Origin of the sequence: Symbiopectobacterium sp. (genome assembly GCF_047692315.1) — a bacterium.
In the GTDB taxonomy this organism is placed as follows: domain Bacteria; phylum Pseudomonadota; class Gammaproteobacteria; order Enterobacterales; family Enterobacteriaceae; genus Symbiopectobacterium.
On sequence record NZ_JBLLJS010000021.1, the window covers coordinates 50501 to 75073 of the forward strand.

Below are 24573 nucleotides of genomic sequence, written 5' to 3' on the forward strand. Positions count from 1 at the left end.
GTCAAAAGTAATTATACCCGTCACACTTCAAGTTGCAGATGCGTTGGCTGCGCTCGCTCACCCGAATCACTTACTTGAGTAAGCTCATCGGGAGTGATGAACCTCATCCCTGAGGTTCACCCTTCGGGCCAGCGCAAGCGCTGTTCAAATCTGTTCCAGACAGATTTGTCACTCCCTTGCCGCCTTCCTGCAACTCGAATTGTTTAGGGTATAGTAGCAGGTTGGGCTAGCAGAGCACACCGTGTGTCAGGGAGAGGAAAATGAATTTAGCAACCTTGGTATCAGAAACCAGCAATCCGGCAACGATGGAACTGGACAGTCAAACAACACTAGACATGATAACGCTGTTCAATCAGGAAGACCGCAAGGTGCCCGAGGCGATAGCGCTGGTGCTGCCGGAGATTGCGCGCGCGGTTGATATGGCTGCTGCCAGAATGAAAGCGGGCGGACGGCTAATCTACCTCGGGGCGTGCACCAGCGGGCGCTTAGGGGGTGCTTGATGCTTCGGAGTGTCCGCCTACTTTTGGTGTTCCTCACGGGTTGGTTATCGGGTTGATTGCCGGTGGGCCTGGCGCACTGTTGAAGGCCGTTGAGGGGGCAGAGGATTCCCCTGCGCTGGGCGAGGCGGATCTGGTTGCACTGTCGTTGACGCCGCAGGACACCGTCGTCGGGCTGGTGGCATCGGGCCGTACGCCCTACGTGATGGGGGCGCTGAAATATGCCCGCAGCCAAGGGTGTGGCACGGTAGCCATTTCTTGCAACCCTGCTTCCCCTATTGCGGCATTGGCCGAGGTGGCGATTTCACCGGTGGTGGGGCCGGAAGCGCTGACTGGCTCGACGCGCCTGAAATCAGGTACGGCACAAAAACTGGTACTCAATATGATCTCCACAGGGGTGATGGTTAAACTTGGCAAGGTGTACCAGAACTTGATGGTTGATGTGAAAGCGACGAACGAGAAACTGGTGGATCGTGCTTGCCGCATCGTGATGGAAGCGACCGGGTGTGCGCGTGACGAAGTGCAGCGCGCTTTACAGGAAACGGGCTACGCAGCCAAACCCGCTATACTGATGATCCTCAGCGGTATCAGCGCACCAGAGGCCGAGCGGAGATTGGAAAAACACCACGGTTATCTGCGCGATGCGCTATTACCCTGATAAGACGGGAATGAGGACAGCGCGTGCCTTAATTCTTTACATAAAATTGACTAATACATTGGCAAGAGGAAAACGGTTTGGGTGAACAATCACCGACACGTATTGTGTTTTTTGATTTGGACGGCACGTTGCATCGACGGGACATGTTTGGGTGTTTTTTACGTTACCTGCTAAAACGCCTGCCGCTAAATTTGCTGCTGGTTATTCCGGTGCTGCCCGTGGCTGGGCTGGTGTTGCTGGCGCGCGGCAGAGCTGCGAGCTGGCCGATGAGCGCTTTGCTGTGGGCGATTACCTTTGGTCGGCGCGAGGCGCATTTACGGGCGCTCGAGAAGGGCTTTGTCGCCAGTTTTCGCCGCTCTGGGTGACGCCATTTCCTGCGGTACAGCAGCGCCTGACGGAGTATCTTGCAGCTTCCGATGCGCAGGTGTGGCTGGTAACTGGCTCACCGCAGCGTCTGGTCGAGCAGGTTTACCATGACGCCGCGTTTCTGCCCGGAGTAAAACTGATGGGCAGTCAGATTGTGCGTGGCTATGGCGGCTAGGTTTTACCGTTGCGCTGCCTGGGGCGGGAGAAAGTGGTTCAGATGGAAAAACGCCTCGGCGCGCCGCTCAAATTGCACAGCGGCTACAGCGACAGCAAACAAGATAACCCGTTGCTGTTTTTCTGCGAACACCGCTGGCGCGTGACGCGCGCAGGCACGTTGCAACAACTGGAGTGATGGAGTCGGTCAGGCAATAAGCGCTCTGCTTTTTCTTCGCACCCTGTATAATACGCGCGACCCAAAAAGCGTGATGGATATCCGGGAGGCACAATGAATGACACCCTTGAGCGGCACGACTCTCCTGATGAATACTGGATGCGTCACGCCCTGAAACTGGCCTTGCGGGCACGGGATGAAGGGGAAGTGCCCGTTGGTGCCGTGCTGGTCCTGGATAATAACGTGATTGGTGAAGGGTGGAACCGGCCTATCGGCCACCACGATCCGACCGCGCATGCCGAAATCATGGCGTTGCGTCAGGGCGGAAAAGTATTGCAGAACTACCGCTTAATCAATGCGACTCTGTATGTGACGCTTGAGCCTTGCGTAATGTGTGCGGGTGCGATGGTGCACAGCCGTATCGGACGGCTGGTTTATGGCGCAAACGATGAAAAAACCGGAGCCGCAGGGTCATTGGTCGATATCTTGCGTCATCCCGGCATGAATCATCAGATAGCGATTACTTCTGGCGTGTTGGCCGCCGAGTGTGCCCAAACCCTCAGCGACTTTTTCCGTTGGCGTCGTGCGCAGCATAAAGCGCTGCGCGCTCAGGAAAAAGCCAGCAAGTGTGATGGTGCCGCCTGAGACGTTATTTGCCGAGTTTTTCTGGCGGCACAGCAGGGTAAGCGCTTGCTAACAGTTCTTGCTGTTGGGTTTTATTGGCCTTCTCGGTCAGATATCCTTCAAGACTCAACATATAGCGGCGGATATTTTCAACGTAGTTATAAGCTTCGTGGCCGCGCGCGTAGCCGTAGGCGGTCTGGGTATAGTAACGTTTCTGGCTGAGCATCGGCAGTCGCACCTTCACATCCGCCCAGCTGTCGGGGTTGCCTTTTTGCTTTTCCGTCAGTTTGCGCGCATCCAGCAGATGGGCATAGCCCATGTTGTAAGAGGCCAGTGCAAACCAAATCTTCTCATCCTCAGGAATGCTTTCAGGCATTTTTTCCATCATGTGCGCCAGATACTGTGCACCACCGCGAATGCTCTGTTCCGGATCGAGCCTGTCGGTCACATCCAGGCTCTCTGCGGTGTTGCGCGTCAGCATCATCAACCCACGTACTCCGGTAGGCGAGGTTGCCAGCGGGTTCCAGTGCGATTCCTGATAAGAGATAGCCGCTAGCAATTTCCAGTCGATATCGCTGGCATATTTGGCAAACAGCGGCTGTAAATCGGGCAAGGTGTTGTCGATGGCGCTCAGAAAAGTGAGCGTATCGACATAATCAAACTCACCAACGTGGCCGAGGTATTTCTCTTCCAGGCGTGCCAGCGTACCGTCTTCCACGGTTTGGCTGAAAAAATCCAGCAGTGCGGCATACAGGCTGTCGTCCTGCGTGCGGCGCATATACCAGGTTACCGGTTCTTCGTCGCTCAGATCGAACGCGACGGAAAGTTGCGGGTGAATGCGCTGCATCAAACCGATAGTGAAGGAATCCGCCAATGTGTAATCCAACGTACCTTGCGCAACCTGTTTGAGCAGATCCTGTGTGCTGAGGTCTGAAGCGGCTTCCCAGCTCAGCGCCGGATATTTATCGCTTTTCAAATCGCGTAACGTGGCGATATGGGCTGAGCCCGATGTGACCGCTAACCGACCGCTCAGTTTTTCCAGATTTTTTGGACGCGTTGCGCCCATGCGGTAAACCAGTTGCTGCGAGACAGAATAGTACGTCGGCCCCGCACGAAAACGATCCAGCCGCTCATGGTTGTAAATCAGCCCGGCGGCCAGCAGGTCGGCGTTATTGTTGTCCAAATCATCAAATAAGGCGTCAAGATTGGGACGTGCCGACATCACCAGCTTGACACCGAGGTAATCGGCGAATTGTTTAGCCAGTTCATAATCGAGCCCGGAGGGGGTTCCGTTACTGAGGGTATAGGTCAGCGGCGAATTGAGCGTGCTGATACGCAGCTCACCCCGCGAAAGGATCTGATTGAGCTGAGTATCCTGGCCGCTGTGCCAGGGGATGTTGGGCCAGAGCGCCAACATCAGCAGTAACGTAATAACCCCGATGAAAAAATAATTTAATGTTAAACACTTCAAATGGTTATCTCTCGGCGGCCGTATGGCCTTTCTGTCTGTAACGGCAGTTTTTTAATCTACATTCTCCCAGAGTGAGGGCATTTTGCTTAACAAACCGCCAGTGTGCAACAGTTATCCATCAGGTTAAAGTTTGACCATGACGAAAATAAGATGTGCAACAAACTCTGCGCAAACGGTTTCGTCGGGCGTCACAATTCTCTATAATGACGCGCGTTTCCCCCCTTGGCTGCGCGACAAAGTAGCGCCCACTGACGTACTGAAACTCAGTACATCGAAGACGAGAGATTTTTTAGATGATGGAAATACTGCGTGGTTCACCTGCCCTATCGGCCTTCCGTGTAAATAAGTTGCTGACGCGCTGCAAAGAGCACTTTTTGCCAATTAGCGACATCTATGCGGAGTACGTTCACTTTGCCGCCGTACGCGCGCCATTGAACAGCGATGAGCAGGTAAAACTGACACGGCTGTTAAAATATGGCCCTTCTCTCGCGGAGCATGAGCCGAGTGGGCGCTTACTGCTGGCCACACCGCGTCCCGGCACCATTTCTCCCTGGTCTTCCAAAGCTACCGATATCGCCCGCAACTGCGGTCTGGACAAGGTGACGCGTCTGGAACGCGGGTTAGCCTTCTATATTCATGCGCCGACATTGAGCGATGAACAGTGGCAGCAATTGGGCGCGTTGCTGCATGACCGCATGATGGAAACCGTATTTACCGAAATGGCGCAGGCTGAACAGTTGTTTGCGCAGCATCAACCCGCTCCTCTGAAACGCGTGGACGTGCTGCTTCAGGGGCGTCAAGCGCTGGAGCAGGCCAACGTGCGTCTGGGATTGGCGCTGGCGGAAGATGAAATCGATTATCTGTTGGATGCCTTTACCCGTTTGGGGCGCAACCCGACCGACATCGAACTCTATATGTTTGCGCAGGCTAACTCTGAGCACTGCCGCCACAAGATTTTTAATGCCGACTGGGTGATTGACGGTGAGGCTCAGCCCAAATCGCTGTTCAAAATGATCAAGAACACCTTCGAGCATACGCCGGAGCACGTGTTGTCTGCTTATAAAGACAACGCAGCCGTGATGGAAGGCTCCGAAGCAGGGCGCTTTTTTGCCGATCAGCAAGGGCATTACGCCTATCATCAGGAACCGACACACATTCTGATGAAAGTGGAAACCCACAACCACCCGACGGCTATTTCCCCCTGGCCGGGTGCAGCGACCGGTTCCGGCGGTGAGATTCGTGATGAAGGGGCAACCGGACGCGGGGCGAAACCTAAAGCGGGTCTGGTTGGGTTCTCGGTATCCAACCTGCGTATCCCTAACTTCGAACAGCCATGGGAAGAGGATTTCGGTAAGCCGGATCGCATTGTCAGCGCGTTGGATATCATGCTCGATGGTCTACTGGGTGGCGCTGCGTTTAACAACGAATTTGGTCGCCCTGCGCTGACCGGTTATTTCCGTACCTATGAAGAGCAGGTTGACAGCCATAACGGCAACGAGCTGCGCGGTTATCACAAGCCTGTCATGCTGGCGGGCGGTATTGGTAATATCCGCGCCGATCATGTGAAAAAAGGCGAGATTACGGTAGGTGCCAAGCTGATTGTGCTGGGCGGCCCTTCCATGAATATCGGGTTGGGTGGTGGCGCGGCCTCCTCTATGGCCACCGGTCAGTCAGATGCTGATCTTGATTTTGCATCCGTACAGCGTGATAACCCTGAGATGGAACGCCGCTGTCAGGAAGTGATCGACCGCTGCTGGCAACTGGGCGAAGAGAACCCGATTCTGTTTATCCACGACGTAGGCGCGGGTGGCCTGTCTAACGCCATGCCGGAGCTGGTGAGTGATGGCGGACGCGGCGGATGCTTTGAGCTGCGTGATATTCTCAACGATGAGCCGGGCATGAGCCCGCTGGAAGTGTGGTGTAACGAATCACAAGAGCGCTATGTGCTGGCGGTGGCGCCGGAGAAACTGGCGCTGTTTGATGAACTGTGCCGCCGTGAGCGTGCGCCTTACTCGGTGATTGGTGAAGCGACGGAAGAACATCATTTAACGCTGAACGATCGCCACTTCAACAACCAGCCTATCGACTTGCCGCTGGACGTGCTGCTGGGCAAAACGCCGAAAATGCTGCGCGACGTGAAGCGTCAGGCCACTGAGGGGACGTTGCTGAACCGCGACGGTATTTTCCTGGCCGAAGCGGTAGAGCGCGTAATGCACTTACCGGTGGTGGCAGAGAAAACCTTCCTGATCACCATTGGTGACCGTACCGTTACCGGTATGGTGGCGCGTGACCAGATGGTGGGGCCGTGGCAGATTCCGGTGGCAAACTGTGCCGTCACCACCGCAAGTCTCGACAGCTACCACGGTGAAGCGATGTCCATCGGCGAACGTGCGCCTGTGGCGTTGCGTAACTTTGGCGCATCCGCGCGTTTGGCGGTGGGCGAAGCGCTAACCAACATTGCGGCGACCCAGATTGGAGCATTGACACGCGTGAAGCTCTCCGCAAACTGGATGTCGGCGGCGGGACACCCCGGTGAAGACGCCGGACTTTACGAAGCGGTAAAAGCCATCGGTGAAGAACTTTGCCCGGCATTAGGGTTGACCATTCCGGTAGGTAAAGACTCCATGTCGATGAAAACCCGCTGGCAAGAGGGTGATCAGGAGCGCAGCGTGACCTCTCCGCTTTCTCTGGTGATCACGGCATTCGCCCGTGTGGAAGATGTACGTAAAACGGTAACGCCACAGCTCCGCGCCGATCGTGACAACGTGCTGCTGCTCATCGACCTGGGAGCAGGACACCATACGCTGGGCGCAACCGCCTTGGCGCAGGTGTACCGCCAGCTTGGTCGCCATACGGCGGATGTACGTAATCCGCAACAGCTGGCGGGCTTCTTTAACTCTATCCAGACGCTGGTGGTGGATGATGCCTTGTTGGCTTACCATGACCGTTCTGATGGTGGTTTGGTGGTGACGCTGGCAGAAATGGCGTTTACTGGTCATTGCGGCATTGAGGTTGATATCGCAGCATTGGGTAACGACCCGCTGGCATCGCTGTTTACCGAAGAACTGGGGGCAGTGATTCAGGTGGATGCCGATCGTCTGGCGCACGTTGAACAGGTGCTGGCCGATCACGGTTTGGCGAATATCGTTCACCGTTTGGGCCATGCTTCTCAGGACAACCGCTTTGTGATTACACACGGTAATGATGTGGTGTATCAGGAGAGCCGTACCACGCTTCGCACCTGGTGGGCGGAAACAACCTGGCAAATGCAGCGCCTGCGTGATAACCCGCACTGTGCCGATCAAGAACATGCGGCGAAGCAGGATGAGAGCGACCCGGGCCTGAATGTCGAACTGACGTTCGAACCTGCACAGGATATTGCTGCGCCTTTCATCGCGAAGGGAGTTTATCCTAAAGTGGCGGTGCTGCGTGAGCAGGGCGTTAATTCTCACGTTGAAATGGCAGCTGCGTTCCATCGCGCCGGTTTTGACGCCATCGATGTGCATATGAGTGATTTTCTGGCAGGTCGTCGCTCACTGCAAGACTTCCAGGCTCTGGTCGCTTGTGGTGGCTTCTCTTACGGTGATGTGCTGGGGGCGGGCGAAGGCTGGGCGAAATCTATTTTGTTTAACGCTCGAGTGCGCGATGAGTTTGCCGCTTTCTTCCAGCGGCCGCAAACTTTGGCGCTCGGCGTGTGCAACGGTTGCCAGATGATGTCCAACTTACGTGAACTGATCCCTGGTGCGAACCACTGGCCGCGTTTTGTGCGCAACCTGTCCGATCGTTTTGAGGCGCGTTTCAGCCTGGTTGAAGTCACGAAAAGCCCATCGCTGTTCATGAACGACATGGCCGGATCGCGCATGCCAATCGCGGTCTCTCACGGTGAAGGACGCGTTGAAGTGCGTGACGAGGCTCACCTGGCTGCGCTGGAACATGAACATCTGGTCGCTCTGCGCTTTGTAAACAACTTCGGGCAGGTGACAGAAAATTACCCGGCTAACCCGAACGGCTCTCCGAACGGGATAACGGCGGTCACCAGTTCCAGCGGCCGTGCTACGGTGATGATGCTACACCCTGAACGTGTGTTCCGCACCGTCAGCAACTCCTGGCACCCGGAAAGCTGGGGTGAAGATAGCCCGTGGATGCGCATGTTCCGCAACGCGCGTCGTCAGCTTGGCTGAGGTCTAGCAGAACATTAAGTTTAAAAGGGGCTATTAGCCCCTTTTAATGGAAATAAATCAGTCAATGTCTGCGTTGTCGCGATATGGTGACAATTTGGATTATGTTTGTCTCCATTCGGATAAGTTTAATTTATTGATTTTATATTTTGCATTGCATAAATCGTCTTTTTTTGACGACAGGTTTTAGCGATCAACGGAGTGAAATGGCGCTAACGAAGACACTTTATGGCATTTAAGGTGATTCGTGTAAATTTAAGTTATTATTTATCAATCAATTAAAATCGATATTGCGGATTGGAATGAATGGTGCATAATATCGGGCGTTGCTCATTCACCTCGTTATGATTGCGCTGTTGATGATTTCTTTTTGCGCTCATAACACCCCGAATGATGCCACAAGAAAGGGTGCCTATCGTCCACTACACCGATAACAGTCTGCAATGCAGCTTTATCAAGCATCGGGCGACACGTTGAGTGAGGCACCGCCTATTCAGTTGCCCGGTTAGCTTCTACGCAACCGGGCAACGCCTGCTCTCTTTTCTGCTCTTTTCATCACATCCGCTTGCTCAAGGGAAAAACATTGCGCTTTTATGCCACTTCGTTAGCATCATGACGGATGAATAAACAACGAGATGATTTCTTTGAAACGCTGGCGTCTGTTTCCGCGCTCTCTGCGCCAATTAGTGATTATGGCGTTCCTGCTGGTGCTGGCCTATCAGGCGTATGACAGCCTGGATACCCTGAGTGAACAGGCTGCGGATATCAACAAATCCATGCTGGTTGATGCGCGTCGCAGCGAAGCCATGAGCGGTACCGCACTGGCGATGGAGCGCAGCTATCGTCAATACTGCGTGCTGGATGACAGCACGCTGGCAACCCTCTACCAAAGCCAGCACAAACAGTATGCACAGATGCTGGAGGCGCATAGAAATGTCCTGCCCGATGCGCGCGCTTATCAACAGCTAAGCCAACATCTTGCCGATCTGGCGAATCTGGATTGTGCCAATAGCACACCCACCAACGCCGCGCAGGAGCAACTGACGCAATTTGCGCAGGCTAATGCGCAACTGTTGCAAATGACCCGTGAAGTGGTGTTTTCGCGTGGTCAACAATTGCAACAGGGTATTGCCGAGCGCGGTAAGTTCTTCGGCTGGCAGTCTCTGGTACTGTTTATGGTCAGTTTGCTGTTGGTGGTGCTGTTTACCCGTATGATTATCGGACCGGTCAACGGCGTAGAGCGCATGATAAAACGTCTGGGCGAAGGGCGCTCGCTCGGCAATACCAGCACCTTTAAAGGGCCCCGCGAGATTCGTACGCTGGCGCAGCGCATCATCTGGCTGAGTGAGCGGCTTTCCTGGCTGGAGTCGCAGCGGCATGAGTTTTTGCGTCATATCTCCCACGAGCTGAAAACGCCGTTGGCAAGCCTGCGCGAAGGCACCTCGCTGTTAGCTGACGAAGTGGCGGGACCGTTGACTGCCGATCAAAAAGAGGTGGTGGCTATCCTGGATAACAGCAGCCGGCATCTGCTGGAGCTTATCGATCAGTTGCTGGATTACAACCGAAAACTGGCAGATACCCCAACGGAGATGGAGCCTGTCGAGATTGATGAAGTGGTGGATATTGTGGTCTCTTCGCACAGTCTGCCTGCTCGCGCCAAAGCGATCCACACCGAAATGCGGCTTGATGTTACCCAGTGCTGGGCCGAGACCACCTTACTGATGCGCGTTATCGACAATCTCTATTCTAATGCGGTGCACTATGGCAAGGAATCCGGTAACATTTGGATTCGGAGTCGCCAGCATGGACACCGGGTTCAGATTGATGTCGCCAACGACGGCGCGGCGATCCCAGAAGCAGAACAAAGCATGATTTTTGAGCCCTTTTATCAGGGAAGCCACCAGCGCAAAGGCGCGGTTAAAGGCAGCGGGCTCGGATTAAGCATTGCACGCGATTGTATTCGTCGTATGCGGGGGGAATTGAGCCTGATACCGGTGGATTATGCTGACGTCTGTTTTCGTATTGAATTGCCCTTAACCGCTGAGAATGAATAACAAATGAAAGCATGGTGCTCTGACAACATGGTACGCGGATCGGTTTTGGCGCTTTTAGCTCTGCTCGCAGGCTGCGTTGACAGCACCCATCACCGTATTGCGATACGTGATGTCGAAAATGTCACACCGAAGGAACAAGTGAGTGATTATCGGCTGGCGCAGTGCGACAGCCTGTGGCGCACTGACGATCGTGACGCGGTGAACAATGCACTTTACTGGCTGGCGCCATGGATTGTGCTGAGCGATTAACCCCACTACAGGCGCGCGAAACAGCACAGATGCTGGCCGGAGAGACGTGGGATCAGGCGTTCAAGCAAGGTATTTTACTCGATCAAGTCAAACTTACCCCGGCGGAACGGCGTCAGGCGCTCGATCGTCTGAATGGTTATCAAGCGGATTTCCCTGCGGCATTGCGCCCGCTGCTGCAAGCCTGGCATGACAAGCAAACCTTCTGGCTGGCACTGACCGACGAACGCTTGCGCACTCAGTGCTTGCAGGAGGCCAACGACAAACAGCTCGAAGCGATGCGGGCGCAACAGAATAATTTGCAATATCAACTGGATGTCACGACGCGCAAGCTGGAAAACCTGACTGATATTGAACGCCAGCTTTCCACGCGTAAACCGATGAGCGGTGAACTTCCGGAGCCTGCGGCTTCGCATGAGTGTCTGGTGCGGCGGAACGCCACAGTGCGCCTGCGACGTCAAAATAGGAGCCTACACGCCCATGACAATTTGGAAAACGGCTGATTTGCTGCTGGTGGATGATGATCCCAGCTTGCTGAAACTGCTGGGTATGCGTTTAACCAGCGAAGGAGATTCCATGTTGTGACGGCTGAAAGCGGCGCTGAGGCGTTGCGCGTTCTGGCACGCGATAGAATTGATCTGGTCATCAGCGACTTACGCATGGATGAAATGGATGGCCTGGCGCTGTTTTCTGAGATACAGAAGCATCAGCCGGGGCTGCCCGTCATTATTCTCACCGCGCACGGATCGATTCCTGATGCCGTAGCTGCGACGCAGCAAGGGGGTGTTTGGCTTTTTGACCAAGCCGGTGGATCGCGATGCACTTTACAAAGCGATCGATGATGCGCTGGCGCTCAGTGCCCCCGCCGGAGAATCCCACTGGCGGGAAAACATCGTTACGCGCAGCCCGGTGATGTTGCGTTTGTTAGAGCAAGCTAAACTGGTGGCCCAGTCTGATAGCGTGCTGATTAACGGGCAGAGTGGAACCGGGAAAGAGGTGCTGGCGCGCGCGATCCACAGTGCCAGCCCGCGTGCAAAAAACGCGTTTATTGCCGTTAACTGCGGCGCATTGCCGGAACCGTTGCTGGAGTCTAAACTGTTTGGCCATGCCAAAGGCGCTTTTACCGGCGCGGTCAGCAGTCGCGCCGGGCTGTTTCAGGTGGCAGAAGGGGGAACGCTGTTCCTTGACGAGATAGGTGATATGCCGCTGTCGCTTCAGGTCAAACTGCTGCGCGTATTGCAGGAACGCAAGGTACGTCCGCTGGGCAGCAACCGGGATATTGATATCAATGTGCGTATTCTTTCCGCCACGCACCGCGATTTGCCGGTTGCGATGAAAAAAGGCGAATTTCGTGAAGATCTCTACTACCGTTTAAATGTAGTGACCATGAAATTACTCGCGCTGCATGAACGAGCTGAGGATATTCCGCTGTTGGCAAATCATCTGCTGCGTGACGCGGCTAATCGCCATAAGCCTTTCGTTCGCAGTTTTTCCAGCGATGCAATGAAACGCTTGATGACGGCGAGTTGGCCCGGTAATGTGCGTCAGCTGGTGAATGTGATTGAACGCTGCGTGGCGTTAACCAGTGCACCGGTGATTAACGATGCTCTGGTAGAACAGGCGTTGGAAGGTGAGAATACCGCGTTGCCGACCTTTGTGGAGGCACGTCACCAGCTTGAGCTGAACTATTTACGTAAGCTGCTGCAAATTGCCAAAGGCAATGTGACGCAGGCTGCCAGAATGGCGGGGCGTAACCGCACCGAATTCTACAAGTTGCTCGGACGTCACGCGTTCAACGATTTTAAAGAGTGACAACGCGCTCTGCGCGGTGTTGCTCTTGGCTTTACCGTTTGATTGAATGTTTTTTACTGATGCCCGACTGCGGTCGAAGAGAAACAGGTTCACAAAGGTTATTTCATGAAAAAAATAGATGCGATTATCAAACCGTTCAAACTGGACGACGTGCGTGAAGCGTTAGCCGAAGTGGGTATCACCGGCATGACCGTCACGGAAGTAAAAGGATTCGGACGCCAGAAGGGCCATACCGAACTGTATTGCGGTGCAGAATATATGGTCGATTTTCTGCCCAAGGTAAAAATCGAACTGGTGGTTGCCGATGACATCGTCGATACCTGTGTAGAGACCATCATACAGACTGCACAGACCGGCAAGATTGGCGACGGCAAGATTTTCGTGTTTGATGTGGCGCGTGTGGTGCGTATCCGTACCGGCGAAGAAGACGAAGCGGCTATCTGATGCTGAGTCACGATCCCCGCAGGGTGGGGATCGTGGCGCGCAATATCAAGGTGCGGTTGGCGTCCAGCCAGCCAGAACCTTTTCCTTGCTGTATTCTGCTGCCTGCTCTGCGGTGAGCTGGCGACGTCCGTCATTTTTTTCTGCGCCCGCACCGGTGGATTGGTATTCGAAGAAACGCGAATCCTGCGGCTGGAACCAGATTTTCTCGCCTTTGATATTCTTACCGGACATTTTGTCCCAACCGTAGATCACATCGTCCATCTGGGTGTTGATAAACACCGTCTGTCCGATGGCGTTAGGATCGGCATAGCGGCCGTCGGGGAAGGTGGTGGTCGGGTGCCAGGGGCGGCCGAGCGCATAGCTTTTCGCGGGCACATTATTACTTTCTTTACACACCCTACTGTTGGCGATCACCAGACCATACTTCTGGTTGATGTCGGTGCTGGGGGCTGTCAGATAGCCATAGGATTCATCGCCGGGATTGACGCGCGTACGGGCGACGATATCGCAATCATCAAACAGCGCCGTGCCGTTACCAAAAATAAAGTCCACGGTGCTGCTGATACGGCATTTCTCAAAGAAGCTGCGCCCACCTTTGACATACAGCGTGTCTTGATAGCCGACCAGACTGACATCGTGGAAGTAGGCACGATCGCTTTTCTCGGCCACTAACAGTGCCACGGCCTGAGTGTCTTTTATCTTGGTCGGGTCATCGCTCTTTTTGGCTTCATTGCCCAGATAGTCAAAATCGTTGCGGATTGTCAGCGTGCGCGCACTGAAATCAGGCGCATCGATCTTCACCGTATAGCTGCCGGATGTGCCCCATTTGGAACCGTCTGGCTTCAGTGCACCGGCGGCAGTGTCTACGGCAATAATGGTGTGGTCACGATCTTCGCCTTTGAGGTGGACATTGGGGCGTGTAATGACCAGGCGCTCGTGGTACGTGCCATTTTTAATGTAGATAACGAAGGGCGTCGTGTCTGCGGGAGCACTGGCGATCGCCTGACCAATGGTTTTGAAGGTGTTGGCTGCGGCAGGGGCTGTGGCGGAAACCACGGCGTTAACATCTGTGCTGGCTAATGCGTGCTGCCAGGGGGCGGCCGCCAGAACGGCCAGCGCAATCGCGCCCGAGAGAGGTTTAAACATACCAATCATTCCTTAACTGTAGTGTCCGAGAGGTAAAGCCCATCCATTCGCACGATGGGAAAGCGCCCCTGGGCAAAAGTCCAGGGGAGAAAACCTTAGTGTTTTTTCTTGAGCAGAGAATCGGCCAGAGGACGCAGCGTTTCGTCGGCGCGAATGCTGTCTGCGATGATCTCGGCTACGGCAATAGCGCCTTTTTGCTGGAAGTGGGTCGTATCCGGTTTGGTGATGCTGCCGCCCTGATCTTTGTAGTACGGGTAGCGTTTGGGATCAATCACCAGCCAATACTGTTTCCAGTGCTGCCCGTTATCCCGGTTAGCCAGTGCAATCGTGTCGGACTCAATATCCAATAAGGGAACATTGTTTGCCTTGGACGTGTCTTTGATGGTTTGGCTGTAGTCGCCGATAAAGGCAAAACCGTTTTCGGCATTTTGACGCGTGAAGTGACTGTGAACGGCAGGCGTGCCGTCTTTGCCTTGCGCATCTTTCACGCGGGTTGTCGGTGTCAACAGCACTGGAATCATCTGATGCTGGCGGGCATAGGTGATGTAGCACTCCAGCGCGTTCTGGAATGACATATCGGATTTGCCTTGCGGGAATTGGCGTTTGCCTGCCGCATCGTTGGGATAGGTGCAGAGGTTGCCGACATCCGCTGCGCCACGTACCGCTCTGGCACCGTTACAGTTCTGATCGTTGTGGCCCATCTGAATGAAAATGTAGTCGCCGGGCTGCATCAGCGGCTGCATCTGTCGGAACCAGCCTTCATAAAAGAAATCGCGCGAGCTGCGTCCGGCACGTGCGCCGTTGATCACTTTGACGCTGCCGTCATGACGGAATTGCTGCTCAAATACCTGTCCCCAGCCCATACGTGGGAAACGCAGTTTCTCATAGTTGGCGGCCGTGGAGTCACCCACGATAAAGATGCGCGTTTTGGCCTTTTTGATCTCATCCAACTGACGACGCGCATAGCTGTAATCCAGCGCTTCATGGCCGCCATCGGCGGAAAGCCCAACGATTGGACGAAACACACTGTCTGTCAGTACGGTGTGGCCCGCTTGTCCGCTGTCATTGTGGTAGTTACGGTTGTGATTGATAACCTCGACCAACTGGCTAACTGCTTTTTGCTGTGTCGCTGGGTAGTGCAGCGGATCAAAATGCGCCGGGTTACTGATACCTGCTTGTTTCAATGCGGCGCTGAAACCGGCATGAAAGACCGCATTGGCCTGTTTCCAGGTTGCCGCTGAGAGCGCGGGCGTGCCAGCATCATCAGAGAGCTGTTGTGGGCCGATATAGCCTGCCGCAGCCGCCATGTCTGAGGCGATGCGATCGGTGAAAGGGTTGATGTTGGCGGTGTTCCCTTTACCCGACTGGGCGGTTGGCAGCAGCGCGCTCAGGCAGATTGCGCGCGCCTGATTGTTCAGCAAGCAATTATTTCCGCCGGACTCTACCGCAGACAGGCGCAGCGGTGCCGTCAATTCAGACACATCCAACTGATAGTGACCCTGCTCATCCGTTTGCGTCTGTCGACGATGCCCTTGCTGGTCACGCACAATAATGGTGGCGGGCAGGCGCGCATCGCGGTGTGAAACGGTGCCTTCGAGCGTGGTGTGTTCTCCTAACACGGTGGTGGGCAACGTCTCGGTGGCAGGCGCTGCATTTTCTTGTGCATGGGCATAGCCCACGGAAGCGCTAATCAGCAGCGCGAGTGTAATACGGTGAGAAAATCGTGTAGACATGGTCAGATACATCCCTTGTAGCGAAAAGTAGTAAAAAAGACGACGTCGTTTTGGGTGTGTGCAACGGTTCTGCACCAGTGATAATGATTTTTACACAAACTCCTTGTTAGTTCGGCCAAAAAAGTGGGATGCAGGCAGGCCGTGGAGCAAATAAACGGAGGTAAAACCCCATTCTTTAAAATGAAACGTTATTTTAATTATGGCGTGGCGGATTTTTGTGATCGACACCGTTTTTTATCATTACCGGGTCGGGTGGGAGCATAAATTTGTGATCGTGGATAAGATTAACGCGAGGACGTTTGTCCTCGCGCCATGTTATTGCAGTTGGAGATCTCACACCACTTTATGTGGACCAAAGCACTCATAGTTTAGCTGTGAGGGGGCGATGCCCAATTCAAGGAGTTGGCGAGCGACGAATTGCATAAAGGCTACCGGGCCGCACAGGTAAAAATGCATAGCCGCATCGGTCAGACGGGGCGCCAGTTTGTCCAGTGCCATTAACCCTTGATAGTGGAAATCTTCGACCGGACGATCGTCTGCACCGGGCTGGCGATACCACACGTAGCGTGTTAACGCGGGCCAATGCTGATTGATGCACGCCAGTTCGTCGCCGAAGGCATGTACATCGCCGTTTTCAGTCGCGTACAGCCACAGCACATCCGCATCGTGGGCTTGATCCTTTAACGTGTGCAGCATGCTGAGCAGTGGCGTTTGCCCCACGCCCGCAGAGATGGGTGTGACGGGGGTCGCGGAAGAGGCCGACAAAAAGAAATCCCCGTGGGGTGCAGCCAGTGAAATGATATCGCCTTCCTGTGCAATGTCATGGAGATAGCCGGAAACACTACCTTGGTCTTCGCGTTTTACCGCAATGCGGTAGGTGCGGCCATTAGGCGCGTGAGTGAGGGAATACTGACGAATTTCCTGATGAGCGAGACTCTCGTGTCGGATATAGACCGCCAAATATTGGCCGGGTTTAAAAGCCACCACGGGCTTACCATCGACAGGCTCCAAAGTGAAACTGGTGATCAACGTACTCTGCGCCTGCTTTTTCACAATACGGAACGGGCGCGTGCCTTCCCAGCCACCGTGCTGGCTGGCGGCATCCTGATAAATGGCTTGTTCACGCTGAATAAAGACATTGGCCAGGACATCATACGCTTTCCCCCAGGCATCCAATATCTCCGCACCGGGGTTAAACAGTTCCTCCAATGTGGCCAGTAAATGCTCGCCAACAATGCAGTATTGCGCGGGCTGGATAGAAAAACTGGCATGTTTCTGCGCAATACGCTCTACCGCAGGCAGCAGCGGAGAGAGGTTGTCGATGTTGGCCGCATAGGCGCAGATGGCGTTGAATAAGGCTTCTCGCTGATCGCCGTTGCTCTGGTTGCTCATATTGAAAATATCTTTCAGTTCAGGATTGTGACTGAACATGCGCTGATAAAAGTGGGCGGTCAGTGCCGGACCGGTTTGTGCCAGCAAGGGGAGGGTGGATTTCACGGTGGCTATGGTTTTTGCGTCTAGCATGGTGACTCCAGGTGGTTTTATAAGATGTATTTTTAATAAATCTTACGCGAGCGGTACGGCGTTGTAAATCCCTGCTTTATGCTGGTGTTTATTGTGTCGGCGGGAACACAAAATGAAGAAAATGCAGGATGCAGATGAAGAAAACTCCCTTGCCAGCGCACTAAGTCATTAGGCTGCAAAGCCTTGCGCTGCCTGAAGCTAATCGTTTGTGTAAAAACCTCTGTCAAGCCCTATCATGCAAGGGGATAAACAGTTTACATTGTAGGCCATTACCCGTCTGGGGAATTTTTACCGTTTATGCAGTTTTACTGTACGCCATGTCGTTTAGCTGTTCATAAGTGGTTTAACTGAACATATAGTTAGCTGAGTTAGGAGATGCGGATGTTAAAGCGTGAAATGAACATTGCCGATTACGATGCCGAACTGTGGCACGCAATGCAGCAAGAAGTGGTGCGTCAGGAAGAACATATTGAACTGATTGCGTCAGAAAACTACACCAGCCCCCGTGTTATGCAGGCTCAAGGGTCTCAGTTAACCAACAAATATGCGGAAGGATACCCCGGCAAACGTTACTACGGCGGCTGTGAATACGTTGATATCGTAGAACAGCTGGCGATTGACCGCGCTAAAGCGCTGTTCGGTGCCGATTACGCTAACGTGCAACCGCACTCCGGTTCTCAGGCCAACTTTGCCGTGTACACCGCGCTGCTGCAACCGGGTGACACCATTCTGGGGATGAACTTGGCTCATGGCGGCCACCTGACTCATGGCTCGCCGGTTAACCTGTCTGGCAAGCTGTACAAGGTGATCCCTTACGGTATCGATGAAAGCGGTAAAATCGATTACGAAGAGATGGCTGAACTGGCGCAAACCCACAAGCCGAAAATGATTGTGGGCGGTTTCTCTGCCTACTCAGGCGTGGTGGACTGGGCGAAAATGCATGAAATCGCTGACAGCATCGGCGCTTATCTGTTTGTGGATATGGCGCACGTTGCGGGTCTGGTCGCGGCGGATGTTTATCCTAACCCGGTTCCTCATGCGCACATCGTCACCACCACTACCCATAAAACGCTGGCGGGTCCGCGCGGCGGCCTGATTCTGGCCAAGGGCGGTGACGAAGAGCTGTACAAGAAACTGAACTCTGCCGTGTTCCCTGGCGGCCAGGGTGGCCCGTTGATGCACGTTATCGCCGGTAAAGCGGTGGCGCTCAAAGAAGCGATGGAGCCTGAGTTCAAAGTTTACCAGCAACAAGTGGCGAAGAATGTCAAAGCGATGGTTGACGTCTTCCTGACACGCGGTTTCAACGTAGTCTCAGGCGGTACCAGCAACCACCTGTTCCTGCTCGATCTGGTGAGCAAGAACCTGACCGGTAAAGAGGCAGATGCCGCTTTAGGTCGCGCGAATATCACCGTCAACAAAAACAGCGTGCCGAACGATCCGAAGAGCCCATTCGTTACCTCCGGTATCCGTATCGGTACTCCAGCGGCTACGCGCCGTGGCTTCAAAGAAGCGGAAGTGCGTGAGCTGGCGGGCTGGATCTGCGATGTGTTGGACAACATCAACGATGAAGCGACCATTGAGCGTGTGAAACAAAAAGTACTCGCTATCTGCGAGCGCTTCCCGGTTTATGCCTAATCGCCAGTCACGTTTCTGTTAACGCCAGCCTTCGGGCTGGCGTTTTTTTTACCGTACGTCCCCATCATATATGCGTAACCCCCTGATATACCCACTCTGATACCCCCAAAGCCAGAATCAGAATATGAAAGTTTTCTCCTGCGCCCCGTCTACCCTTTGAGACAGTTCTTATAGCAAAGGTGTTGTTTCCAGGAGGTCTTCTTTTAATTGATAACAATAAATTATGTTTATTAATAGTTATTAATTAATTTGATATTAATATCAGAGTAATTATGAAATATCAATGATTTATTTATTTGGGAGAAGTGCCGGATGAGGTCTTCGTCATTCAAGGTCAAACCATTGGTGGTGACAGTAAGTGCCGTGCTAGGCGTTCTTTCTACTTACCCATCATCCGCTGCATCGATCGATGTATCCACCAGCTCAGGCGGCCTGAGCATCACCAATACCGGGGTGATTACCGGAACCGATTTTGGCATTACCAATACGTCGACCATTGGCCCACTCAGCAATGCTGGCGTCATCACGGGGGACAGCGGAATTTACAACACCGGATCTATCGGCAGCATGACTAACTCCGGTTTGCTTTCCGCGAATGACAATATTGGTGTGTGGAGTAATGCCGGCAACATTGATTCGTTGTTTAACACCGGCACCATTACCGGGCATAAAGGGGTCTATTTCGAAAACGGCAGCTTCCTGGGGGATTTTAACAACGCGGGATACATCAACGGTGATGAAGATGCTGCCTTTATGGTGAATGCCAGCAACCTGTGCACATTCGAAAACTCGGGCGAGATAAGCGGTAACCAGGGCGTCGTACCGGAAAATGATGCCATGCTGTATACGCTGGTCAATTCCGGCGTGATCGCTTCCGGTGATGAAGATGTTGCCATCCTGCTCAACAGTTCCAGTATCTATTCCATCGATAACACCGGTTTGATTACCGGTGATGCGGGGATCGTTCTGGAAAATGACGCCGGCGTGGAGTCGTTAATCAACGGCGGCACGATCAGCGCTGAGTTGGGTATTGGCGTATTTGGCGACAACGTTGAGGAAGTGAGTTCGATCGGCTCAATTTCCAACAAAGGTATTATCGATGCCAGCGATGGGCTGATTGTGGCAGGTGGTGCGTATGTCGGTACCTTCTTTAACTCGGGCACGTTGAGCGCCAATCTGGGGATAGGTGCGTTTGGCAACCCAGAAAATGCCGTCAGCACGATTGCCTCCATTAACAACAGCGGACTGATTGACGCAGATGACGGCCTGGTGGTTGAAGGCGGCTCCTATGTCGGGACGTTCTTTAATTCTGGTTCCATTGACACCAACATCGCCATGGGGGTTTACAATGGCGGAACGCTCGGCGCTATCAATAATGAAGGCATTATCGGCGGTGAGTCCGCCTCTCTATCCATTGATGGGGGGAGCGTGGGGTCGATTTATAACGACGGCGTAATTGCCGGAAACATTTACTCCACCAGCGGCCTGACCTTCTTTGGCAGTGAAGGTGAGGACATCGGTACCTTGACCGGGTATGACAAAGGCAGCATCGGCACCATTTCCATCGCGGCCGGCGACCTGACCTTTGTCACGGGTAACACGGTGCTCAATGACAACGTCATTCTGGGTGAAGGACAATTGGTGAATGGTTCCGCCCAACTCCTGATCAACAATGTGCTCACGATCGATGGCGACTATCAACAAGGTGGTGGGGCTGGTCTGCTGTTTGGCGTGAATAACTACCTCGCCACCAACGGCGATATCAACTCCTATAACGGATATGGCCGATTGGTGGTGTCTGGCAGTGCCAATATTACCAGCGGATCTAACGTGGGGCTGGTGGGTAACGGCCAATATGCGTTCGCACAAGGGCAGCGTTATGTGGTGATTCGTGCAAACAGCGACGGCACAGACTACAACGCAGATAAACTGGATTACTGGGCTGAAAATTATACTGGCCTGCTGACCGGTAGCACGGTAACGCACGGCAGCACCAGTGATCTGGTGGTGACGCTGGGAGACTGCAATGGAGATTACAAACCGATCAGTTATGCCACAACGTCAAACGCTGTCTCTTCCTTGAATGGCTTGTTTAATTATGGTGGTACGGAATCGTCATTGCTCAATCTGTTTAATGCCGGTGCCGCTGTTGGCAATACGGCAGAGGCTAACCGCGCAGGCGCGCAACTGAGTCCGGCGGCCATCGCTTCTGCATCGGCTCAGGCGGCAGCACTGCCGGCCATGTCGGTGCTGGATGTGTTAGCGCAGCGCAGCGCGGCGAGGCCATTCGTCTGGCAGGGGCGGGCAGTGGTATTTCTACCGGTGAAAATGACGACGGTCCGGTGGCCTGGGGTCAGGGCTTTGGTGGAAAGGTTAACCGAGGTCAGCAAGGGGATATCGCCGGTTACGACGGACATTTCGTTGGCGTGATGTTAGGGGGCGATGGCGAGGTCAATGACAACTGGCGCCTGGGGGGATTAGGTAGCTATACCACCACCATGGTGAACAGCAGCGGCGATAATCTGGGCAGCTCGGCCCACGTCAAATCTTACGGCCTGTTCGGCTATGTCAACTATGAGGGTAACCCTTGGTACGTAAACCTTACTACAGGGGGCATTTTCCACCATTACGGCACCAAACGTCAGATTGATTTCACCGGGTTTAACGGCAATACGGCTGCCAGCTTCAAAGGGAACCAGTTCATTGCCTCCGGTCTGGTCGGGTATCCGCTCTCGATGTGGACTCGGTTGACACCGATCGCTGCCTTGACCTACAGCAAACTGGGTCAGGATGGCTACACCGAATCTGGCGGCAACGGTGCGGGATTACGGGTCGACGATACAACGGTCACCTCGCTCAAAAGCGATCTGGCGTTAAAACTGGATCACCGCTTCAAGATGTCAGACGGCGAAATCCAGCCGTTTATCCAGGGCGGATGGCGTCATGAATACCATGACGATGCCTTGCAGTCGGTGGCCAGTTTCTCTGCTGACAGCACCGGGGCGAGTTCATTTGTGGCGCGTGGCTCAAAGCCTGTCGTGGATACCGGGGTGTTCTCGGCGGGGGTTTACCCTTGTTGGCTCTCGCGATCTCAGCGTCACGATAAAATATACCGGTGAAGTGGCCCGGCATTATCAAAGTCACATCGGTAATCTGCAACTGCGTTGGCAGTTCTGATACCGATTTGCCAGAGGCGCAGTGATGCCTCTGGCGCATTATTTCAGTTCATGCATCGGCACCTGGGAGTTTTTTTGTGCTTAATCCTACTCACCCAGTGACGGCACCGCTCACCGTGGAGACGGCCATGCGGCGCGCGTATGCACACTGGCGGGCTGGTCAGGCGGCGCAGACAGAGCTGCTCTGTCTGCGCATTTTACGTGTATCACCGCAGCAGCCGGGAGCCATGCATCTGCTTGGTATCATGGCTCATGCGTATGGTTTCCTGGATCGGGCTGTTGGCTATTTGGAGGCGGCTACCCGCCAGCCACAAGCACCAGCGGTGTTTCACAGCAATCTGGCGGAGATGTATCGTTAAAAGGGGCAACTGACGGAGGCTGAGCAGTCGGCCCGCAAGGCGGTCGCCGCCGATCCGCACCTGATGGATGCCTGGAACAATCTGGGTATCATCGCACAAGAGAGTGGCAAACTGCCTTTTAGCGAAACCTGTCTGCGCAACGTGCTGGCTGCTCGCCCTACCAGCCCGCAGGCACACAATAATATGGCAAATACACTGCGTCGTTTAGGGGAGAGTCAGCAAGCATTGCATCACTATCAGCAGGAGCTGACGCTCGATCCTCATTTTGTTCAAGCTTGCATTAACCAATCCTCACTGTTACGCGAACTTGGCCAGATAGAGTAGGCCGTCGGGTTAGCGGAGCAGGCGATAGCCCTCGCCCCGCGCTGCGCGGAAGCCTATCTCAATCTTGCCGATCTGGCGATTGCTGCCTGTCATCAGCAGGTACTCGAACTTTCTGCGCAAGGACGCTACGCCGAGGTAGAAGCTTTGCTGAAGCACACGCTGGCTAAAGGTAACGGGCCACCGACGTTATGGCACCTGTTGGCGCGGGCACTGCGTGCTCAGTTAAAAATGGAGCCAGCATTGCGCATTATGGCAATGCTGGTGCGGGTTCGGCCCGGCGAGATGACGGCGCGCTTCGATCTGGCATCACTGCTGCTGGTGACGGGCAATTTCTCACATGGCTGGCGCGAATATCGCTTTCGCTACCAAATGGAACATACAGCCAAGGTGTGCCGACATGTGCAGAAACCACGCTGGGAAGGGCAGCGACTCGCCGGAAAATGCTTGCTGATTCACGATGAACAGGGCTTCGGCGACACGTTTCAGTTTTTGCGCTTGGCGCAAACTGCCCGCGAGCGCCGCGCCGCGCGCATTATATTGCAAGTGAACAACGAATGCCTGCCACTGGCACGTCGCTGCGATGGTTGGGATGAGATTATTGTGCGCGGGAGTTTACCACGGCCATTTGATTATCACTGTGAACTGATGAGTTTGCCGATGGCACTGGGCCTGCAATTGACAGATTTGCCCGGCACTGTGCCTTATCTGTTTGCCGATCCCCTGCGCATTGCCGTCTGGCAGCGTCGGCTGGCGCATTTACCCCGTCCGCTGGTTGGGCTGGTTTGGGCGGGGCGACCCGAGCACAATAATGATAAAAATCGCTCGATGACCCTGAACGATCTTGCGCCGTTGGCACAGCCTGGCGTTGCCTCGCCCTGCAAAAAGGCGCTGCCGCATCACAAGCTGCTACGCCGCCTGCGGGCATGAATCTGCTGTCGCTGAGTGATGAAATCGCCGATTTTGACGATACGGCGGCTATCTTGTGTGTCATTGATCTGTTGATCTCGGTGGATTCTTCTCCGGTACATCTGGCGGGCGCGCTGGGGCGGCCAGCATGGGTGATGCTGCCTTACGAGCCAGAATGGCGCTGGTTGCTGGCGCGTGATGACTCTCCCTGGTATCCCTCATTAACGCTGTTTCGTCAACCACAGCACGGGCAGTGGACGCCGGTGGTGCAGGCCATGTCACAGCGGCTTGCATCGTGGCCGCAGCATCCGCCATGTTGAGTCGCGCATTTCTCGCCGCATGCAGCATGCTGTTGCTGCTATTGTCCACCGGCTTGACAGGGTGCCACTCCGATCCGCGCTATCATGCCGAACAGTTGGCTCTGCGCGGTGATTTACACCATGAAACGCTGTGGGTTGCCCCCTTTCGCTTAACCACCTATGTGCGCATTACGCGTGTCGATCGTCCATTGCACGTTTATATCGAGGGCGACGGTCGCGCATGGCGCGATCGCTATCGGGCGTCGCGCTATCCCATGCCGCGACGTGCGATGGGGCTGGCATTGGCAGCGGCGGATACTGCCGCCAATGTGGTTTATCTGGCGCGTCCCTGCCAGTTTACGCCTGTCGAACATACATCTGCTTGTCGCTCGGAATACTGGACGGACAAACGCTTTGCGCCCGACGTCGTCGCGTCGATGGATGCGGCCATTTCGCACTATCTGCGCCAGTTGCCGGGGCAATCCGTGGTATTGACCGGGTATTCTGGCGGCGGCGTCGCGGTGCTGATTGCTGCACGGCGTAAGGGCATTGCTCTGCTGCGCACGGTGGCGGGTAATCTCGACCATGTTGCCGTTAATCGCTTACACCGCGTAGCCCTCATGCCCGATTCACTCAATCCTGCCGATGTGGCGAACGAGATTGCCGCTGTTCCGCAACTGCATTTCAGTGGCGATACCGATCGCATTGTCCCTTCCGTTATTGCCCATTTTTTTTGTTGCTGGTGTGGGGCGCGGTGCCGATGTGCGTGAAGTACACGACCTGGGGCATG

At 54.4% G+C, this 24573-nt stretch carries 18 protein-coding genes and 3 pseudogenes; 17 read left to right on the top strand and 4 right to left on the bottom strand.

Translation table 11 applies throughout. The features are described 5' to 3' along the window. Positions 1 to 260: 260 nt before the first annotated feature. The 3 genes and pseudogenes from murQ (at position 261) to tadA (ending at position 2497) form a co-directional block, all read left to right on the top strand. Positions 261 to 1155 (top strand): annotated as a pseudogene (murQ, locus tag ACMZI0_RS11180) (N-acetylmuramic acid 6-phosphate etherase). Between the two features lie 143 nt (positions 1156 to 1298). Beyond that, a pseudogene (gene yfhb / locus ACMZI0_RS11185) lies at positions 1299 to 1873 on the top strand (phosphatidylglycerophosphatase C). 93 nt (positions 1874 to 1966) lie between these two features. Continuing rightward, on the top strand, positions 1967 to 2497 hold the full coding sequence (gene tadA / locus ACMZI0_RS11190) for a tRNA adenosine(34) deaminase TadA (protein WP_415673020.1): 531 nt from the start codon (positions 1967 to 1969) through the stop codon (positions 2495 to 2497). 4 nt (positions 2498 to 2501) lie between these two features. Here the strand turns inward: tadA and mltF are convergent, their stop codons facing one another. Beyond that, positions 2502 to 3947: a membrane-bound lytic murein transglycosylase MltF gene (gene mltF / locus ACMZI0_RS11195; RefSeq protein WP_415673021.1), complete on the bottom strand. Its 1446-nt coding sequence runs from the start codon at positions 3945 to 3947 to the stop codon at positions 2502 to 2504. A 296-nt stretch (positions 3948 to 4243) separates the two neighbouring features. Between mltF and purL the strand changes: the two genes are divergently transcribed. From purL to glnB, 6 genes and pseudogenes are all read left to right on the top strand, one after another. Next, positions 4244 to 8128 (top strand): phosphoribosylformylglycinamidine synthase, encoded by a 3885-nt coding sequence (gene purL / locus ACMZI0_RS11200; protein ID WP_415673114.1) that lies wholly within the window; start codon positions 4244 to 4246, stop codon positions 8126 to 8128. Positions 8129 to 8760: 632 nt separating this feature from the next. After that, on the top strand, positions 8761 to 10179 hold the full coding sequence (locus tag ACMZI0_RS11205; protein WP_415673022.1) for a sensor histidine kinase: 1419 nt from the start codon (positions 8761 to 8763) through the stop codon (positions 10177 to 10179). A gap of 45 nt (positions 10180 to 10224) precedes the next feature. Then, the gene (locus ACMZI0_RS11210) at positions 10225 to 10428 is read left to right on the top strand and encodes a hypothetical protein (protein WP_415673023.1); all 204 of its coding nucleotides are present in this window, start codon (positions 10225 to 10227) and stop codon (positions 10426 to 10428) included. Continuing rightward, a complete protein-coding gene (locus ACMZI0_RS11215; protein ID WP_415673024.1) occupies positions 10407 to 10928 on the top strand; it encodes a hypothetical protein in 522 nt (173 codons plus the stop codon). Before ACMZI0_RS11210 ends, ACMZI0_RS11215 begins: the two co-directional genes overlap by 22 nt. Next, positions 10906 to 12237, top strand: a pseudogene (gene glrR / locus ACMZI0_RS11220) (two-component system response regulator GlrR). The gene ACMZI0_RS11215 and the pseudogene glrR overlap by 23 nt, the downstream one beginning before the upstream one ends. Positions 12238 to 12342: 105 nt before the next feature. Beyond that, positions 12343 to 12681 carry a nitrogen regulatory protein P-II gene (gene glnB / locus ACMZI0_RS11225; protein WP_415673025.1) on the top strand — a complete coding sequence of 113 codons (339 nt, stop codon included), beginning with the start codon at positions 12343 to 12345 and terminating at the stop codon, positions 12679 to 12681. Between the two features lie 45 nt (positions 12682 to 12726). Here the strand turns inward: glnB and pemA are convergent, their stop codons facing one another. The 3 genes from pemA to hmpA all read right to left on the bottom strand — a co-directional run bounded on the left by pemA (position 12727) and on the right by hmpA (position 17084). Then, positions 12727 to 13827, bottom strand: coding sequence for a pectinesterase PemA (gene pemA / locus ACMZI0_RS11230; RefSeq protein ID WP_415673026.1), 1101 nt, complete (start codon positions 13825 to 13827; stop codon positions 12727 to 12729). A 95-nt stretch (positions 13828 to 13922) separates the two neighbouring features. Further along, a complete protein-coding gene (gene paeY / locus ACMZI0_RS11235; protein ID WP_415673027.1) occupies positions 13923 to 15560 on the bottom strand; it encodes a pectin acetylesterase PaeY in 1638 nt (545 codons plus the stop codon). A gap of 333 nt (positions 15561 to 15893) precedes the next feature. Continuing rightward, entirely contained in the window at positions 15894 to 17084 is a 1191-nt protein-coding gene (gene hmpA / locus ACMZI0_RS11240) for an NO-inducible flavohemoprotein (RefSeq protein ID WP_415673028.1), read from the bottom strand. A 381-nt stretch (positions 17085 to 17465) separates the two neighbouring features. Between hmpA and glyA the strand changes: the two genes are divergently transcribed. From glyA to ACMZI0_RS11280, 8 genes are all read left to right on the top strand, one after another. Next, positions 17466 to 18719 carry a serine hydroxymethyltransferase gene (glyA, locus tag ACMZI0_RS11245; RefSeq protein WP_415673029.1) on the top strand — a complete coding sequence of 418 codons (1254 nt, stop codon included), beginning with the start codon at positions 17466 to 17468 and terminating at the stop codon, positions 18717 to 18719. A 312-nt stretch (positions 18720 to 19031) separates the two neighbouring features. Continuing rightward, on the top strand, positions 19032 to 21149 hold the full coding sequence (locus tag ACMZI0_RS11250; RefSeq protein WP_415673030.1) for a beta strand repeat-containing protein: 2118 nt from the start codon (positions 19032 to 19034) through the stop codon (positions 21147 to 21149). Further along, the gene (locus ACMZI0_RS11255) at positions 21062 to 21838 is read left to right on the top strand and encodes an autotransporter outer membrane beta-barrel domain-containing protein (RefSeq protein ID WP_415673031.1); all 777 of its coding nucleotides are present in this window, start codon (positions 21062 to 21064) and stop codon (positions 21836 to 21838) included. Before ACMZI0_RS11250 ends, ACMZI0_RS11255 begins: the two co-directional genes overlap by 88 nt. 134 nt (positions 21839 to 21972) lie before the next feature. Further along, entirely contained in the window at positions 21973 to 22254 is a 282-nt protein-coding gene (locus ACMZI0_RS11260) for a hypothetical protein (protein ID WP_415673032.1), read from the top strand. 63 nt (positions 22255 to 22317) lie between these two features. After that, entirely contained in the window at positions 22318 to 22578 is a 261-nt protein-coding gene (locus tag ACMZI0_RS11265; RefSeq protein WP_415673033.1) for a tetratricopeptide repeat protein, read from the top strand. 144 nt (positions 22579 to 22722) lie between these two features. Beyond that, on the top strand, positions 22723 to 23505 hold the full coding sequence (locus tag ACMZI0_RS11270) for a hypothetical protein (protein ID WP_415673034.1): 783 nt from the start codon (positions 22723 to 22725) through the stop codon (positions 23503 to 23505). After that, entirely contained in the window at positions 23502 to 23804 is a 303-nt protein-coding gene (locus ACMZI0_RS11275) for a hypothetical protein (RefSeq protein WP_415673035.1), read from the top strand. The genes ACMZI0_RS11270 and ACMZI0_RS11275 overlap by 4 nt, the downstream gene beginning before the upstream one ends. Beyond that, positions 23780 to 24553 carry an alpha/beta hydrolase gene (locus tag ACMZI0_RS11280; protein WP_415673036.1) on the top strand — a complete coding sequence of 258 codons (774 nt, stop codon included), beginning with the start codon at positions 23780 to 23782 and terminating at the stop codon, positions 24551 to 24553. Before ACMZI0_RS11275 ends, ACMZI0_RS11280 begins: the two co-directional genes overlap by 25 nt. Positions 24554 to 24573 lie beyond the last annotated feature (20 nt).